The sequence below is a fragment of the Imperialibacter sp. genome, assembly GCF_048007035.1.
GTDB lineage: Bacteria > Bacteroidota > Bacteroidia > Cytophagales > Cyclobacteriaceae > Imperialibacter.
Genome location: NZ_CP180355.1, coordinates 3821113 through 3838634, shown reverse-complemented (window position 1 = coordinate 3838634; position 17522 = coordinate 3821113). Strand labels below are relative to the sequence as shown.

The 17522-nt window shown below is 41.6% G+C and carries 18 protein-coding genes, 1 tRNA gene and 1 pseudogene; 14 read left to right on the top strand and 6 right to left on the bottom strand.

Translation table 11 applies throughout. The features are described 5' to 3' along the window. Position 1 precedes the first annotated feature (1 nt). The 6 genes from ACMVP2_RS16495 (at position 2) to ACMVP2_RS16470 (ending at position 5548) form a co-directional block, all read left to right on the top strand. Positions 2–832, top strand: a complete 831-nt coding sequence (locus ACMVP2_RS16495; protein ID WP_339793234.1) for a PASTA domain-containing protein — start codon at positions 2–4, stop codon at positions 830–832. Continuing rightward, positions 832–2736, top strand: coding sequence for a T9SS type A sorting domain-containing protein (locus ACMVP2_RS16490; RefSeq protein ID WP_416864247.1), 1905 nt, complete (start codon positions 832–834; stop codon positions 2734–2736). The genes ACMVP2_RS16495 and ACMVP2_RS16490 overlap by 1 nt, the downstream gene beginning before the upstream one ends. A gap of 8 nt (positions 2737–2744) precedes the next feature. Further along, positions 2745–3056, top strand: a complete 312-nt coding sequence (locus ACMVP2_RS16485; RefSeq protein ID WP_339790843.1) for a rhodanese-like domain-containing protein — start codon at positions 2745–2747, stop codon at positions 3054–3056. Positions 3057–3625: 569 nt separating this feature from the next. Then, a complete protein-coding gene (locus ACMVP2_RS16480) occupies positions 3626–4546 on the top strand; it encodes a hypothetical protein (RefSeq protein WP_339790845.1) in 921 nt (306 codons plus the stop codon). A 2-nt stretch (positions 4547–4548) separates the two neighbouring features. After that, on the top strand, positions 4549–5001 hold the full coding sequence (locus tag ACMVP2_RS16475) for a hypothetical protein (protein ID WP_339790847.1): 453 nt from the start codon (positions 4549–4551) through the stop codon (positions 4999–5001). Positions 5002–5107: 106 nt separating this feature from the next. After that, a complete protein-coding gene (locus ACMVP2_RS16470) occupies positions 5108–5548 on the top strand; it encodes a hypothetical protein (protein ID WP_339790849.1) in 441 nt (146 codons plus the stop codon). A 131-nt stretch (positions 5549–5679) separates the two neighbouring features. Here ACMVP2_RS16470 and ACMVP2_RS16465 read toward each other — a convergent pair whose 3' ends face one another. Then, positions 5680–6903 (bottom strand): site-2 protease family protein, encoded by a 1224-nt coding sequence (locus ACMVP2_RS16465; RefSeq protein ID WP_416864246.1) that lies wholly within the window; start codon positions 6901–6903, stop codon positions 5680–5682. Positions 6904–6906: 3 nt separating this feature from the next. Then, positions 6907–7524 (bottom strand): HAD family hydrolase, encoded by a 618-nt coding sequence (locus tag ACMVP2_RS16460; RefSeq protein ID WP_416864245.1) that lies wholly within the window; start codon positions 7522–7524, stop codon positions 6907–6909. A gap of 146 nt (positions 7525–7670) precedes the next feature. Between ACMVP2_RS16460 and ACMVP2_RS16455 the strand changes: the two genes are divergently transcribed. The 3 genes from ACMVP2_RS16455 (at position 7671) to ACMVP2_RS16445 (ending at position 10877) form a co-directional block, all read left to right on the top strand. Next, positions 7671–7744, top strand: a tRNA-Ile gene (locus tag ACMVP2_RS16455). Between the two features lie 1052 nt (positions 7745–8796). Next, positions 8797–10266: a hypothetical protein gene (locus ACMVP2_RS16450; protein WP_339790855.1), complete on the top strand. Its 1470-nt coding sequence runs from the start codon at positions 8797–8799 to the stop codon at positions 10264–10266. A 2-nt stretch (positions 10267–10268) separates the two neighbouring features. Beyond that, positions 10269–10877, top strand: a complete 609-nt coding sequence (locus tag ACMVP2_RS16445) for a hypothetical protein (RefSeq protein ID WP_339790857.1) — start codon at positions 10269–10271, stop codon at positions 10875–10877. A gap of 221 nt (positions 10878–11098) precedes the next feature. Here the strand turns inward: ACMVP2_RS16445 and ACMVP2_RS16440 are convergent. After that, positions 11099–11257, bottom strand: a pseudogene (locus ACMVP2_RS16440) (helix-turn-helix domain-containing protein); the annotation flags it as partial. 336 nt (positions 11258–11593) lie between these two features. Here ACMVP2_RS16440 and ACMVP2_RS16435 point away from each other — a divergent pair. Next, a complete protein-coding gene (locus tag ACMVP2_RS16435) occupies positions 11594–12100 on the top strand; it encodes a hypothetical protein (protein WP_339790859.1) in 507 nt (168 codons plus the stop codon). A 52-nt stretch (positions 12101–12152) separates the two neighbouring features. On the opposite strand, the gene ACMVP2_RS16430 is transcribed toward ACMVP2_RS16435, so the two are convergent. Both ACMVP2_RS16430 and ACMVP2_RS16425 read right to left on the bottom strand, forming a co-directional pair. Next, positions 12153–12845 carry a hypothetical protein gene (locus ACMVP2_RS16430; RefSeq protein WP_339790861.1) on the bottom strand — a complete coding sequence of 231 codons (693 nt, stop codon included), beginning with the start codon at positions 12843–12845 and terminating at the stop codon, positions 12153–12155. Positions 12846–14131: 1286 nt separating this feature from the next. Continuing rightward, positions 14132–14347 (bottom strand): helix-turn-helix transcriptional regulator, encoded by a 216-nt coding sequence (locus ACMVP2_RS16425; protein WP_339790863.1) that lies wholly within the window; start codon positions 14345–14347, stop codon positions 14132–14134. A 105-nt stretch (positions 14348–14452) separates the two neighbouring features. Between ACMVP2_RS16425 and ACMVP2_RS16420 the strand changes: the two genes are divergently transcribed. From ACMVP2_RS16420 to ACMVP2_RS16405, 4 genes are all read left to right on the top strand, one after another. Then, positions 14453–14725, top strand: coding sequence for a hypothetical protein (locus ACMVP2_RS16420; RefSeq protein ID WP_339790865.1), 273 nt, complete (start codon positions 14453–14455; stop codon positions 14723–14725). 39 nt (positions 14726–14764) lie between these two features. Continuing rightward, complete coding sequence (locus ACMVP2_RS16415) at positions 14765–15037, top strand: hypothetical protein (protein WP_339790867.1); 273 nt, start codon at positions 14765–14767, stop codon at positions 15035–15037. A gap of 168 nt (positions 15038–15205) precedes the next feature. Further along, complete coding sequence (locus ACMVP2_RS16410; protein ID WP_339790869.1) at positions 15206–15964, top strand: metallophosphoesterase; 759 nt, start codon at positions 15206–15208, stop codon at positions 15962–15964. Positions 15965–16054: 90 nt separating this feature from the next. Further along, entirely contained in the window at positions 16055–16519 is a 465-nt protein-coding gene (locus ACMVP2_RS16405) for a hypothetical protein (protein ID WP_339790871.1), read from the top strand. Positions 16520–16961: 442 nt separating this feature from the next. Here ACMVP2_RS16405 and ACMVP2_RS16400 read toward each other — a convergent pair whose 3' ends face one another. After that, entirely contained in the window at positions 16962–17468 is a 507-nt protein-coding gene (locus ACMVP2_RS16400) for a hypothetical protein (RefSeq protein ID WP_339790873.1), read from the bottom strand. Positions 17469–17522 lie beyond the last annotated feature (54 nt).

The following is a 17522-nucleotide window of genomic DNA, read 5'->3' as shown; positions in this document are numbered from 1 at the left end:
AATGACACTTTTTCAATTCAACTCATGGAGAGATGTGCTGATCCAGCTGGCCCTGATGGTGGCCATAGCCGTCGTATTCCTGCTCGGGTTCTTTTACGTCTATCTGCCCAACACGACCAACCATGGAGAGACCATTACCGTGCCTGACCTGGAAGGGATTCCTTTGGATGAACTGGATGAGTTTCTGACTGATCGGAATTTGCGTTTTGAGATCAATAAAGATTCTGGGTTTTCATCGCAATACCCGCCGTTGGCCGTACTCAAGCAGTTTCCACTGCCCAACTCGAAGGTAAAGGAAAATAGAAAAATATATATCTCATTGAATGCCAAGGAGCCACCCAAGGTAAGGATGCCTCAGCTGGTAGATGGCTCGGTAAAAAATGCACAGGTGGTGCTTAAGAGTTACGACCTTCTGCTAGGAGAAATCACCTACGCATCAGACATGGCCTTAAATGCGGTGCTTAAGCAGCTCTATCAGGGCAAGCCTATCAGCGAAGGAGCCTCCGTGCCAAAAGGAGCTAAAATTGACCTAATTGTAGGCGACGGGCTCGGCAACCAGGTGTTTAATGCCCCAACTTTAATTGGCCTTACATATGAAGACGCTGAATTTTCCGTTATTGGACAGGGCCTTAAGGTAGGCGACGTTCACTACGAAGAAGATGGCAAAGCGACGATAGAAGTAAAAAGTGCTGACGGCGCAGTTACCTACCAGGAACAGTCAATGCCTCTGGGCACCGTTTTTAAACAATCTCCTTCGGCTGACAAAAAGATCAAAATAGGCGACTACATAGACCTCTGGATAGTAGGCTCGGAGCCAGAAAGATTTAATTAATGACAAAAAAAGGGCGATGGCTACAAGGCATTCTCTTCCTGGCAGCATTTGTAGCTGGAAGCCACGGCGCTATTGCCCAGCTTATCCAAAAACCAATTGCCTTCCCCACCAATAGCAAGTATGCAGCTTCAGGAAGAACGCTTGACGCCAACGACACCATTCAGCTCCCCTTTTGGGACGACTTTTCGAGCTACACCGGTCAGCCGAGCAGCGAGTGGTGGGTCAGCAGCAACGATGTATGGGTAAATGCCACGCTTGGCCTGCACCCTCCTACCCTTGGTGTGGCAACATTCGACGGGCTCAATAGCAATGGCATCCCGCACAACCCAACTTCCAATTTCGTGGGGCCTGCAGATAGCCTCACCTCCAAAGCCATCGACCTCTCGGTTATTCCTGCCAACCTGCGTAGTACAGTTTACCTCAGCTTCTTCTGGCAAATAAAGGGCCTGGGCGAAATTCCTAACACTGAAGACTCACTGCGCCTTCAGTTTTTAAGCAGAGACAGCGTTTGGGTAACAAAATGGGTACTCAAAGGTGGAGAGGAAAATTTGAAGGATGACTTTACACAACAGTTTGTGCCTATTTTGCAACCTGAGTTTTACCATGAAGGATTTAGGTTTCGATTTCAGAGTTTCAACAAACAAACCGGGCCGTTTGATCATTGGCACCTCGACTACATTTACCTCAACCAGAACCGAAGCCCTTCCAATAACACCTACTTCGACAGGGCCCTCTCTGCTGCCCCATTATCACCACTGAAGGGTATTTACGCCTTACCTCCAAGCCAATTTCAGTCAGCTGCCGACATGCTATCAGGCACAAGTTCATTTGAGTTTTTCAACCTCGATGCTTTGCTGCAACCTGTGGAGTACAATATTCAGATTGTGGAAGCCAGCACCGGGCAATTGATTTCTTCAGTTGATAAAAACCAGGTAGTAGATCCAATACCTCAGGGGCTTGAAAGGCGAACAATAACAAGTTCGCCCGTCGACACCGAAGCAATCAAAGCATTTTTGCAAGACAAGGACTCGGTCGTTCTAAATATGGATTTGTTTCTCAAAACAGGAGACAAATACCTTATAAGCAGGGTTGATCCACTGACAGCTGACACCACCTACTTTGAAAACATCAACTATAGAAACAACGACACCACAAGTATTAGTCTTTCTTTTTCAGACTATACCGCCTGGGACGATGGCACTGCAGAATATGCCGCCGGCATCAACCAAAGCCGGGGGCAATTGGCCTATAAAGTAGCGGCACTGTCGCAAGACACGCTCACAGGGATTGATATCCACTTCCCCAGAATAGCACCGTTTGCCGATGGCCAGCCGCTGGACATCATAGCCTGGAAGACGCTGACAAATATCAATCCCACGTTGCTGGCACTACAGCGGGTGAGCGTGGAGTTCAGAGAGGAGCTTGATCAGTTTGTGCGCTACAAATTTGAAATACCAGTGGCGGTGAGTGACACCTTCTACATTGGCTACCGGCAGTACACCGACAACTTTGTGGGCATTGGGCTGGATAAAAACAACAATACCGGCGACAGAATCTACTTCAACGTAGGCAACGGCTGGGTGCAAAACGAACGAACAGATGGAAGCCTGATGATCAGGCCGGTATTCGAAAATGTGCCTTTCAGGTCAGTGACTGGCCTTGATGAAAATCCCATCGAAGAGCTAACCATTTACCCCAACCCGAGTGAGGGCATAGTATACTTCTCAGAAAAGCCGGAAGCTGTTTTCATAGCCGATGTTTCAGGAAAGGCTTTTCCTGTTCAATTAACGGAGAACCAGCGTCCCTGGTCAATTGATTTGACTCACTTGCCAAAAGGTCTTTATTTTGTGCAGTACATTTTTCAAAACAGAAAAAGTACATTTAAATTGATACTGACCAACTGACCCAACCAATGACAATCCTCCCTCAGGAGTTGAAGACCTTAATTGACTCCAAAGCAGACTTTCTGCTGTTGGACGTAAGAGAAGAATGGGAGTACGAAGAATGCCACATAGGCGGCCTCAATATCCCATTGAACAGTCTCCCTTTCAGGCTACAGGAAATTGCCTCGTGGAAAAGCAAAATGATTGTGATCCATTGCAAAGCAGGTGCCAGAGGCCGAACGGGTACAAAGTATCTACTGAAGCATGGGTTCAAGAATGTTAAGAACTTGGAAGGTGGCATTACTTCTTACTCACTTCTTTTAAGAAAATTGGTCTTATAAAAACTACTCTTCAACTTCTGAGCCTCCTACTTTTTATATTTTTTTAAAATATTCATTAAACTTTTACAAAAAATTAACCAATAATTACAGGATGTCCTATATTAGAATGATTGTATTTAATTGCATGCTCTTAATTGGGCGATTGAACCATATCTAATAGCTACTTTTTGGTTTAATATTTTGGCAGTGTTGGGAAACTTTTATAAGGTGATAAAAAAACTCTAAGCTCTGCTTATAGTGGCTCTTTGTTGAGGATTTGTATTCCAAACAAAAATGCTGAAGCAATGTTAACAGTCTCCACCAAGTACACTTTTGATGGAAATTACTACCTCACTCAACTGAACAAAGTGGGTGCGTATTTAAAAGAAAACCACCACCTTAAAGGCATTTCTGTAGCAGATAACTTAATGACGATTAGATGCCGGGTAAAATGAATAGCAATCTATTGGTAAAATAGAAAATCTTATATTTTTTATAAAAAATATGAATGACGATTTAAAAAATAATTCAACCACAAAAGAAGGATATTAACTATCTAAAATTATGAGAAATATATATTTTTTACAACTATGATGATAATAGTTGTCTCAACCGCAGCATATGCTCAAAATATCTCCCTTTCACAGGGTGACAAGCTGATATTTAAGAACGTCGCAGGAGTTAACGACGGAACTTATTTTGTTAGAACTAACAGCGACAATCTAGACCTAAACTACAAGGGAACTTTTGTTTTGCAGTCGCTTGACAATAGTCCATTTCAATTCTACAATTCCAACAATGAATTACTATTTGATTTCGATCCCTCAAAAGCCTGGACTTATCGTTTCTATAAAAACGTCAAAATGGATGAAAAGCTATCCATAGGACAAATATGGTCGGACAGTAAATTTGCCGTACTATTTGATACATCAACTGGAAATCGCAGCTTTCGGACATATGACAATTTGGGCGTCAGACTCCAGCGTGAGGGAGATGCAAGTTCATGGGACTTTAGTTACGGATTTCTTTCCAATGATGCGTCCGTCGACTGGAGAGGTTTTGGGGCGTATGGTTCAGGGAATTCGTCTTTGGACTTCTATTATATTGGTAAAAATCACAACTACCCAACGGCTGTTTTCACTGCAGACGGAAAAGTCGGTATGGGATCGCTCGATCCCGACCACGAGCTTGATGTAAGAGGAACAATTCACGCAAAAGAAGTCATTGTTAACCTGGACGTACCCGCCGACTATGTTTTCGATGAAAATTACCCCCTCACACCGCTAAACGAGGTGGAAGCTCACATCAAAAGCAACCACCACCTCCCAGGCATCCCTTCCGCTAATGAAATAAAGGAACAGGGCTGGCTTGTAGGTGAAATGAGCAACAAACTACTGGAGAAGGTGGAGGAGCTCACATTGTACATTATCGAGCAAAACAAAAAGAACCAGGAGCAAGAGACAAGAATCAAAGCCCTGGAGGAAACCATTAGCAAACTCAAATCCAACTAGAAGTGTCCGTTATAACCGTGAATATCACTTTGCTTTTAGCCTTGCTTTTCAGCCCCCTTCAGGAGGATGGGATTCTTTTAACGGATGTTGAAGAAGTTACTATTGGGTGTTTAAACCTGGACAAACTAGATATGCATTATGTCTTTAACAGTGCGGCAGAATTTACTAGGGCCATGTCCGAGTTTAGATCACCAAACTTAAACTGCGGAAAGACACAAATAGCTGCAATTGATTTTTCCAAGCGAACCTTAGTCGGGGTAAAACTAGAATCAGGAAGCTGTATGACATTCAACCACTCGTCAAGTTTCCATCTTGAAGGGCAAAAGAAGATTATATGCCAAGTAAGGTTTGATGATGGCAATTGCTTTGTATTGAGGCAAAAGATCTTGTGGTGGAGTATTCCAAAAACAGCCAAAGAAGATGTCAGTTTTGACGTGAGACCTTATGAAAACTAGCCGCTTCCCTTCTTTTTCTAATGTTGATTACGCTTTTCGAGTCGGGCACTCTCGCTCAAATAACTAGACCAGTGGCAAACTTGCCAATAACTAAAAGATACACAAAATGGCATTCAGCATCACCTTATTTATCACTCTCTTCTTAAGTCCCATTCAGGATGATGGAGTTCCAATGACAGATGTGGAGGAAGTCAACATTGGTTGTCTTAATCTAAATAAGCTTGAGGAAACCTACATATTCAATAGCGAGCAAGAACTAGAGGAAACTCTCTATTCGTTCAAATCCCCCCATCCTAATTGCAGCTATTTTCTTTTTTCAGATGTTGACTTTGCCACCAGAACGGTTGTCGGTGTGAAAATTTCGACCACCAGTTGTGACAAAATACAAACCCGCACCAGTTTTTTTAGGCGGGGAGAAGCCGTAATGTGTGAAACCAACATTTCTCCATATAATGGAGGATGTCGCATTAATACGATAAACGTGTTTTGGTTTAGCATACCGAAAACACCATCAAATCAGATCAAATTCAGAACTACCATCAAGTGAGCAAAAAGTATTTTTGGTAGTATTCTTGACAAAAATGAGAGTTAGCTTTCACGAAAAAAGTGGTGTGCTATTCGCAAAAGTGAAAGAAACTACCTTAAACATTATTTACACTCCCGAAAGGCAGTTCTCAACTAGGTCGTAAACGGATTCGGGCTCCAGCAAATCACAAAAATAATGAGGGCAATCCACCCCAGCACCTTGCGGTTGAAGTCGAGCGGCTCGTCGTGAGCTACCGGCGGATGATAGATGCCAATAAACCGGCCCAGAATGATTCCGTAAAGCAGCCAGCCACTGTAGCCTTCCACTGTTGGGAAGATAAATGAAACCACAAACTGAGCTGTAAAGATGCCTACGGCCACCATCCAGCGATTCATATCGTTGTCGGTCAGGCTTTGCATGACCCACTTCAAAAAATAGATATACACCGGAATGGCGAAGAGGTTAGGCACCGGCATCATGAAAAAAGTGGTTGTCCCACTCCAATCCATAAAAGGCGTAACTATCCCAAGCCCGGCATAGAAGATAAAGGCAATGTAGAGGCCGGCTGATACCAGCCTTGAGTTTTTGAGCCCGAGCAGGCCATAAACGATGTGCCCTCCGTCGAGTTGGCCAATGGGCAACAGGTTGAGCGCTGTGAAAAACAGCGCCAGGTAGCCGGCGAGTATCCATGGATAGTGAATGATCTCATTGGGGTGAGGCAGCAGCTCCGGCTGTGTAGTCACATGCTCCCTGAAGAAATCGAACAAGATGGTGTTGCCCAGGCCAATAGATGCGGTAGAATCGCTATAAACATGGTTAGGATAGTCGAGGCCATATTGGGCGTACTCAGGGTGAATCTGGAAAATGTCCTCTTGCGGCGGCAGGTGAGTGAACCCATACCAAAGCACAAATAGTGCTACAACAAAACCTGCCAGCGGCCCTGCAATGCCAATATCGAAGTATTGCTGCCTGGTTTTAATTTTACCTTTGATGTTGATGAAGGCGCCCATGGTGCCTATGCTGGGCGACCCCAGAAACCCCAGCCAAAGCGGTAGGTAGTAAGGCAGGGTAACTTTGATTTTATAGTATTTGGCGGTGAGATAATGCCCGAATTCGTGAAAGGTGAGGATGGTCAGAAACGGTATGGAAAACTCCATGCCAGCCACAAAATCAGCCCAGGTATATCCTTCGCTGAAAAGCAGGAACTTGTTTCTGCTCCACTCAGCACCAGCCAGGGTGGTACAAATAAACGTGGCAATAAAAAGACCGATATGAATAAAAAGCCGTTTCTGCTCCTTCTTTTTCTCCGCTATTTCCAACTCCCTAATTTGCTCCTGAAGTGACCGCTCCGGGCTGCTTCCCTCTAATTCTTCCATGCACTAAAACAGTTCTAACCAGCTATCCGGCGAAGGTACTAGAAACGTTTGTATTTTAAGCTTCTCAGCCCCTCTAAGGTTCTCTGGCTTGTCATCCAGAAAGAGCACCTCCCTGGGGTTTAAATTATTTTCTTCTAACACTGTCTGGTAGATTTCCGTTTCCGGCTTTCGCATTTTCATCACATGCGAAAAGTAAACTTTGTTGAAAAAATGGTCGAGTGTTGGCTTACCCGACGAATCGTTTAGAATTTGGTTAAAAGCCCGTTCGTGAATGCCATTGGTGTTGCTTAGCACAAAGGTCTGGTACGTGCCAGCAAGCTCCACAACCTTATTGATTCTGTGCATCGGAATGTCGCCCAGCATGGCATTCCAGGCATTGTCAAGCACCCTGTCGGCTACATCCACCCCACAGAGCTCCCGCAATCCGTCTCGGAACTCCACGTCATTAAGAAGGCCCTGCTCGTAATCAAGAAAGAGTCGGCTTTCATGTATCCCCTTCTCCCATTCACTCATTGGCGTGCCGGAAAGTTCTTCAAAAGCTTTGAATGTGGCTGGGATGTCGAGGTCGATGATGACACCACCAAGATCAAAAACGAGATGCTTAATTCCTGAAAGATTCAATGGATTCCTGTTTGTGTTATTAAAAGCAAATATCTAATATTGCAGTCCTTTTTTAGAGGAAGAGGATTCAAAGTTAATGGTTATTCGGTAATTGCTTTTCGGAAGCACGGTCAATAACCTTTTAACTGTGACAAAAAACCTTTAAAGGGCCTATAGCTCAGTTGGTTAGAGCACCTGACTCATAATCAGGTGGTCCCTGGTTCGAGCCCAGGTGGGCCCACAACTGATAATCAAGCACTTACGACATTATGTTGTAAGTGCTTTTTTTTGTCGCCAACATTTCGCCAACAAATTGGTTTGTTTCGAGGCCTTTGCTCTCAAAACAAGATTGACCGTCTAGTTCTTTGCTATATTGAGAGGAACAAATAGATCACTGGAAGAGCGTTAGATGAATCAGGGTGGAGGCTTACTAAGACTAGTTAACCTGAGTTCTATATAAGAATGTAACAAAACATTACCGGGGGCGTCATTGTGGAAATTTTCTTCAGATATTTTTCCCATCTGAAGAAAATTTCCACAATCTCCGCTGCAAGACATATGAGATTCCGGATTAATATTGGCCCATTTTGATTTTAGGCCAATATTTTCCAGAATGACGACATTCTTATGTCGAACTCACGTTAGTTAAGATATTGCTATTCTAATGCACCCAAGTGAAGAGATCTGCTTGTGCGACCTTGAATCTTTAGCCTCCAATGCGAGTGTGCATCCTCCAAGGTGTAGGTGTTGTCCGTAGGGGGCTATGTTATCGATTGATTATCAATCCTTTAATAATTTTTAAGAAAACATATAGTAAATTTTTTTGCCCCTTTTTAACCTCAGCTTCAGGCTTTTGTATTCAAAGAAAACGGGAGAGGTTGAATGGAGTCACCTAGAATTTTCTGAATTTTTTGCAAGCTCATGAGTTTAAAATATCCTTTGTCAGCTGCAAAAAACCTAAGTAATTGAGATTTTCACCATAGTGGTTGAGACTAAATTTTCTTATGTACGCCAATCTGACTCCCATCGTTGGAACTGCCCTTTTCGCCCACAAAGGCCGCTACTGGTTGGCCTATCTGAAATTAACCAGAAGGATTTTCTGCTACTTCCCGAACACTTTCAATTCCCAATATAGGCATCCTTAACTACCCCCCTATTAAGCCGTTTCCTTTTTGGGGCCTTCATTCATTACACAGGAACTTCGCAGAATAAAAAAACTAAAATCTCACGTTGCTAATATGAATAAAAAAATTTACCTTTTCTTTAAATATTAAATTATTAAATATTACAGCTATGAAAAAATTGCTTATCAATTTCTCTATTTTAATTATTTTAATGTCCTGTTCTGATATATCGAATGAAATTAATATCTCAGACATTAAAACAACTGTAGATGAGTCTTACACCTTTCGAAAGGTAAATTATCACGGAGTAACTCATAATCTTGGCTATAAATTTGCCTCTGATTCTACCTTACTCTTTGTCGACCTAGAATCAGAAAAAGCTTATAAACTAATTTCGAAAGCGGTGGATCAACACGATGAATTTGTTTTTTCGTATTCGATGCAGGATACGACTACTTATCTATTTGACGATAAGGAATCCAATGAAGTCTTTTTGAGAGAGAGATTTGGATTCGGAAAGAACAAGCCTAAACAATCAAAAGTGCTAACTAAAGACAGCACTGGTAGAATCAATGAAGCCATTTCTGGTATTTATAAGAAAGATTCTGCTGGGTTTGTGGGCCAAGTCCAAAGCTTTCAAGACTCCTTAATCATTTTTGATGAATCATATTTTCTAGGGATTAATCCTGGTGCATCCAGCGATAATTCTTACAGTAGCGCTCGACGTGTAAGCGGGGTTGTTAGGGTACCAGGTTCGGAACTTATTTTTTATGAACATCCTAATTACGGTGGGAGTAGCTATTCCATACTAAATTCTAGTCAAACCTACCAAGAATCTTTGGGTTATACCGTTAATCTTACGTCTTTCAATGACAAAGCGAGTTCCATGAGGATGACCAACGAATCGACAAGATACATGCTTGTGAGTGTCTATCAAGATTATAATAGAGGTGGGAAGACGCACCAATTTATAATTAACCCAAGAAATGGGAGTAACTATTATGGGTTTATCCCACATAATCTCGGAGACTGGAAGTTGTGTGGAGATATTTTTTGCACGAATATGGACGACAAAATTAGCTCAGTAAATTTCTACTGGACAACATACAATGACGCAAGTCCCGCCATAACCGTCAACAATCTGGTAAATACACAATTTTCTACTACAACTGAGGGCCAGGGTCAGCCCCTAACTTCCTTGCAAAAGACAATTGGAACATATAACTGGGATTCAGGCGCCTCATCCTACACCTACATTCACGGTGCTGATAATTTATTTTCTGGAACTGGTTTCTATGAGTTTGAGATTACTAGCAAGACCACAAATATTATGGTTGGCGCATCAAGCGGCCCTCCAAATAATAATGCTAGCTGGGATACTATTGAATATAATTTATACGTATCACACTATAATGGAGATGTGTTGCAACTTTATAACAACGGAAGCCTGGTCATGACATATCCAGGAACTTATGATGTCGGCGACATTATCACTATTTATCGCCAGGGTTCCTATGTCAATTTTTACAAGAATGCAAGCTACATTGGCAGAATACCAAGTGATCCAACAACTGATTTATACTTTGACTGTTCTATTTGGAGCCCGTATGCATATATTTCGAAAGTAACCGACTATTAAAAATGAGGGTTACTTCTCAGATAATATTTTCAGTATGTTTTTTTTGTGTAGTGACGTTTACTTATGAGGTCAGGCCACAAGGAATTTCTATAGTTCCATCCTTTGGAATTAACACAGAAAATGATACGCTGGCACCAATCAATTCGTCGCAATTTGTTGTGAAACGCGAGATCTTAGGTGTTTCTACATTTGGTCTTGATTTGGAGGCTCCAGTCGGAAAACCACTCAAAATTGGTATATCATACATGTATATGAAGGCTTTATTGCTTCCGATCACCGCAACTGGTATTACGACAATCAATAGAATATACTTTAATACCTTTGGGCTATACGGGAAATATATTTTTTGCAGTGACTGCAAACTCCAGCCTTTTATTTATGTATCAACCGGCTTTAAAGTTGGTTACCCGGAAAGGGCAGACTTAAATTCCTACGTTAAGTCAACAAGTCAATATTTAGATCTTAATGTTGGGGCAAACTATAAAATTAAGGAAAGATTTCTGTTATTACTTCAGGGGGGTATTGGTAGGACTCAGGCTAGAGTTGGGATATGTTACTTGTTAATAAAAGCTAGGGATGGCAAAAGTGAGAATAGTCTGCCGAATGATTAGACGGCAGTCAGAATGGCGATGACCATAGTGTCAAATTACATTTGCGACCTTGGTTCTGAACTCTGAACCAAGGTTGCATTTGAAAAAAACAGATGCGTTCTTTTTCGAGCAAAAACTTGGTCTAGTCTAGATTGACTCACTAGGTTTGCCGCCGAGGGGGTCTAACCAGGCTAGCGAACAATCGAGAGCTTCGGCTGCTTCCGTGAATGGTCACACTATCGTCACAACGTTTTTGAAATTTCAACAATAAAATACGCTGGATTCACTGCAAGAATTTCGGCAAGTCTGAATATCGTGGTAAGCGTGGGCTGCTTTTGGCCATTTTCAAGTCTGGAGATGTGAGTAGGATGGGATCCAACTTCAAAAGCCAGTTTCTCCTGGGAAAGACCTCTCTACTCTCGGAGTCGTTTTTAAGACCGGCCAAGGTGATTTTTTGTTCGTTGATTATCAACGCTTTCTAAAAACTAACAAAGAAATCTATAATTATATCCTATGTTTTGTTATCAATTTATTGCCTGGAGCCCGACAGATCACCCCGGCTCCGGAGGATCAGCATTAATAAATGGCTGACCTTGTAGAAGTTCTCGTGACGTTTCAAAAAGTCTAAAATCGGACTATATCGTTTAAAATATAACCCGGAGTAGTGATGAATTCAGCGACTAAGAGAATTTTTTTATATTGTTAGGCTTTCTTGAATTGTATACAACTTTAAAAGTATGAAAACCCAACTTTTTGTCTATCTAACTTTAGTTTTATTATCCTATTTATCCTCGTGTAACACTATACCGGAATGTGGTGATGCAGAAATTAAGATCGCAGCTCAAGAAATCTTGATTAGAGAAATTACTGTTGGTGATGCCGCTCTTAAACTTCTACAAGACCTTCGATATGATTCAAAAGCTAATTATGACGCCGAAAGAATTGGTGCCAATAACTATTATGAAAACGTGAAAGTAGAATTCAGAAAAAAATATGCCGATTTGAATTCATTAGATTCCACCCTGAGCGAGAATAAGCATATTCTGGATTCTTACAAAGTCTTTAAGGGGCTTAAGGAGGCTAAGTTGGCAAATGCTAGAACCACCGCCGTCTACGAAGAACTGTCCAAATGTGAATGCCTGGCAGAGGTTGTTGCCAAATCTGGAAAGAAAATAGATATCACATTTGCAGCGCAAATGAATGAAGACGGAGAAATTTATGTAGAGGTGGCTTTCGCAAACTAAGCATGTAAAAGCTGGCTAGGAAAGCGGCAAACTATGATGATTAGGCTGCCAGCTATTCATCTAGAAGGTTAAAGAATTTAAGAAAGTAATAGGACGGCGTTGGTTTTCCGTCAAGCCCTACTACCCTGTTTACCCAAAATACTTTTATTTCGCTCAAGGCTTTGTAATTGTTTGATTCAAGCTCAAAATCAACACCATTAACCTTCATATGAACTATATTATTAAAGCTTGTCTGGATGAACCCGTACCGGTTCATAGAATTATTCGAATAGAACTGGATCCAATCTCCTTTTTTATCAATTAATCGAACCACGTTTCGGAAGCCGATTATCTCATTATCAAGGGCGTAACCGTCCTTAGCAGCACTTATTTTTATTTGGGCAAGAACCGAAAATAGGTCTTCAATTAGTAAAACACTGACTCCTCCATCACCATAAACTTGGGTGCTCCTTTGGTGTTGTTTATACTTACTCTGTAACAATGCTGAGTCAGCATCGAAGTCCACAATGAATCTTATAAAGTTAATTTGCGAGTCTTGGTAGATGACTTGCAATTTCACGGATTTGGTAGCGGAAGTAATCCCAAGTTTATTTAGGGCATCAGGTATTTGTTCTGATGCACTTCTAAATTTCTGTTCGTATTCCTCACTAAGCCCCTCTACATAAATTTCAATGTCATCAGAGGTGATCTGGCCGAAAGCGGCATTTAAACCAAAAAACAAGACAGCAGAAATAATTACTTTCATTTGTTTGGGAACTGCTATTAGAAAATGAATTTATGTGTTGGTTCCGGCTTATGCAATACCGTCCCAACCTCGATCCCAGATTCTCAACGTGCTGTCACGGAGATTCGTCAGATTCGAATGTTTTGTTATCAATTTTTTTCCTGCAGCCAGGCAGATCACCCCGACTCTGGAGGATCAGCACTCCTTTTTTGATAACCATGGCCGGGTATTTCCTGTTTTTGTTGCCAATCTCATGTTTTCGGACACAATCGCTTGTTATCTGGTAATTGCCCATATGCTTGGACGTATTTTTTTGCCAAGCTTACTGTTAGTGCTAGCTAAGCTTACAATTACTGTCAGCTTGAAAAAAGCTGTCCTAACGATACCGAAAAAAATAAATCACTCATGACGACATAGTGAAAACTTCCACTCATGGAATTACCTATACTTCTACAGCAAGGTGAAGAAAATTGTGTCCTCTGAAAATTTGAAGAGAATTATTACCCTTGAAGATAAAAGATTCCTGTACCTATGCTTTTGTGAAAAATGAAACTATTTATCAAAAACGGAAAGGAGGTGATATGATCCCAAAAACAGAAAATGGGAGCCAAAGAGATGGCCCCCATCAACCAAATGTCAAGGTAACCTTAGAGGTTGATACCAAGACAATCATTAGCGTAATTTTCATTGTGGGAGTACTATTAAAGGTTCTTTTCCTTTAATAGCCTATAGACCCTCCTGGTGGAACAGGAGGGTTTTCTTTTGCAATCTTACGAATTTCCCCAAGTTATACCATCGTATCAATAATACCTTTCATCACAGATACCAACCAACGCTGCTATGTTTTAGGAAGGAACACAAAAATTAACCTTGCTGCCGGATTCTCCACCTTTAGTCTCCGTGAGTCCGATTCGCCTGGACTCCTTCGGGCCTTCCAGATATCGAGACCACAGATAAGTTTCTCTATTTCTTTCTGGGTAATGCGCACATTGACTATGGTTTCCTTGGTGGAATGTGCCCCAGCATTTGACTGACTGTAATTCCTCTCTGCGCCTTATCCTTTGTATAGAGCCAGATTTGGCCGTTCAGTGGGTCGATCTTGCTGAAATTGATTTCCAGATTTTGATCACCATGCCATTGAAATTGATCTTTTGTTTAGTTCATATTTGAATAGGAACACATCGGTTTCATACCTTTCGAATAGCGAATACCGAATGGTCTAAAAAGATTTTGCCTTTTTTTCATTCGTTACAGGACTGCTCTTCCCAAACATTTCGACAAAGCCTGTGGAAAGGATTCAATCATGGTTAGCCATCAATCAAATCACTCACCTTCACCTCCAATGCCCTGGCAATCTTTTCAAGGGTAAGCATGGTTACATTCTCCTCGCCTCTTTCAATAGATCCAATGTAGGCACGATGAATACCTGACCGGAAGGCTAGTTCTTCCTGACTGTACTTTTTCAACGCCCGTTGCTCCCGGATTTTACCGCCAAGCCTTTCTAGAATTGTTGGTGTCGGCATAGGCCGCAAAATCCTAGGCTTTTAAGCGCCTAACAACTAGTTATATCTAGCAATTTTGCAGTGGAATAACTAGATTTGTTTAAGTCCAAAAGTCAAATTCTTCTTATGTCAAAAATTGAAATAGTCACCAGTAAAGAGCTTGCGCCCTTTTTCATCGATGTAGTCACAAAAAATGTTGCCATATGGCTAGCCAAATCTCATAAGATTTCAAAGGAAAAGATTGAGGAATACGATGCGGAACTAGAGGAAAGCCGAGAAAGGCTGATGGCAGCGATCTCTGCTTTGTATTTAGATGATCAAAAATCAGTAGACCTGTTAAATTTTGGAGTGAACCTCTTCCACCTTCAAATACAGCTTACGGGGCAGTCAAAAAACTAGTGCAATAGCCAGTAATGACAATAATTAAAGAAACAATGTATGGACGAAGCCGAATTCTTTAAGGTCGTCAATGACGAAAAATATGCGCACCTGTTCCTTGACCTGGCCATGACAAGGATGGCCTTGCGGTTAGCCAAGGAAAGGAAATTAAAACGAATCGGCTTCTTTGAGTGGGAGCATATCAGAAGTCAGGGAAGGTTAATCGAACAGCTTGAAAAGTTAGACCTATCGGACGAAGCTCATTTATTTATTCGCACCTACGGGCCTGATGCCTATCTTTTGTCACCGATTGAACCAGCCAATGGAGAGTGAAATCAGGCTCAAAAAAGCACCTATTTCCTGCCAAACTCAGAATGCCGAAAATTGCATTTTGGTTAATTCGTGTTAGAGATATAATATTATTTTAACCAAAATAGCAGCATTATTCTTAGGCCCCCGTTTACTATTTCAATTACTATCTACCACACCAAAACGCTATCATTGAAAATCCAATTCGCCTCAGATCTTCACCTGGAAATGGCTCCCAACTCTATATGGATGGAGGAAAATTCGCTCATACCGTCAGCCGACATTCTGATCCTGGCGGGTGACATTACCCACTTGCATGAAGACTGGTTTAGAGAGCCATATTTTGATACGCTTTCAAGCCAATTTAAGAAGGTGTACATGATAGCTGGCAACCACGAATTCTACAGATACTCCTTTGACATTGAGGGCTTGTTTCCATCAATGAAGATTCAGGTAAGGAAGAATATCGTCTATCTAAATAACCAGGTAATAAAACAAGGCAACGTACGGTTGCTTTTCACCACGTTGTTCACCCACATTACTAATCACAAGTTCATCGATCCCAGGATGAATGACTTCAGGGTCAGTAAATACAAGGACGAAAGGTTCAGTACGCATGAGTACAATGAATGCCATGCACTGTGTCTGGCATTTTTGAAAACGGCGTTGGCCAAGCCATTTGAGGGAAAAACGGTCGTAGTCAGTCACCATGCCCCCTACCCTCCATACTATTGTGACTACCCTGACTCAATGTCTCTGAACGAGGCCTTCCATACAGACTTGCTGTGGCTGACCGAGAAGAACAAAATTGATCACTGGATCCACGGTCACACTCACCATAACCAGGTGCCTTTAACGATAGGGAAGACAACATTTCACACTAACCAGCTTGGTTATACAGTGGCCAATGAGCATGGTGCCTTTCGAAGAGATATGGTTTTGGAGATTTGAGGTGAGTAAAACAAACCACATTACCATGGAGAAATGAACATCCTGTCAATCAAGCCTTTAATTATTTGGTTGGATTAAATAAATTGAAGCGTGAAAACTCAGATTATCATCAAAAACACCTCAGCATGGGCGGTGCGGATTATTACCAACTACCAGCGGTCGCAAGGCTTTAATTCGCCTTTAACACAGAGGGCTGAAACATTAAAAATGAAACGGTTGGTTGCTGCGGAAATTAGTCAAAGCAGGGCGGATGAGAATGACTCAACGGTTGAACCCCCGGCAATAAGACTAAAACAACTCCGTTCCTGGAAGCTTTATTTGAAAACTAAAAAAGCGATAGATATTGATCACACCACTAAAGACTCGCTTGACGACTACACTAATGAAGAAAAAGCGCTCCTGGATGAGATGCAAATTGTATTAACCGAGTTCAACAATCTCATTCCAGAAGAATACGAAGGTGAAATCGAATTGCCAAAATACACTAAAGCGCAAATATGCGCCCATAGTCATTATTGCCAGTTACGGATTGCAGAACGGATAAGAGGTATCTAAATTAAATTGACCAAGTGCTTTCACTAAAGGCTTTGCTTTGGGCACTTCATCGATCTATCGGGAGACTTTTTTGATACGGTACATTTTCCCCCATCGCTAAAAGAATATCCGTTTAAGGGACGAGGGGTGTATCTGATGGAAGGCAAAGTCGTTGAAGAATTTGGTGTCTATGCGCTCGATGTGCAGCGCATGGCCAAGGTGCCGTTTATTGCCGATCTGAGGTATTAGAAGTCATAACCCGAATTTATTTCTTCCTTTTAGTGGCTCTCAACTCCTTCAATTTAGCATGGTCAGCCAATACCAATTGGGTAACGTGTTGGGTAATCCTGGTAAAGGTTTCACCAGATACCTCAGCTGCAGTGTGGTAACCTTGTTTCTTAAAAATCTCGGATTGCTCTTTCGTTCCTATAAGATAAATATAGCCAATTCGCCTTACAAACAGCTATTTTTGTTCGGGTGGTGTTCCCAAGAATTCTAGAAGTGTTGCCCAATCGTTCAAATAAGGCATAACCTGTTCGGAGTATATCATATTACTTTGTACCTTTTTCAATCTAGAAAACACCAATTTGTAGACCAACTTTTTGTTGTTGTTAGTCTTCGTTAATTCCGATGTTGGCACGATAAAAAAATCATTGTAGTCAATCCAGTAACCGATTAGAAAATTTGAATGATTCCACTCGTTCTCTGTTAATGTAAAGTGACAAGTATTCTTACTCTTTTCAGCGGTGGTCGTAACCAAATGTTGTCTTGTTTTGACTTCAATTTTGACTTTTTTGTTTAAATGAGTATTTCTTATGCCAATGTCATACCCAGGCTCTGAATAGTTCTTAAATATTTCCAAACCGCTGTTATCGTGAATGATCGAGTAAAGCTTGAATAAGACCATTCTTTCACCGATTTCACTGACTAATGCGTTTATATTTTGAGGGGTTTTATTTGAATCTTCCATACTTGTAGGTTAACTACGATATTGGCTGGTTGCTCCCGAAGGGGAAAGTCGATT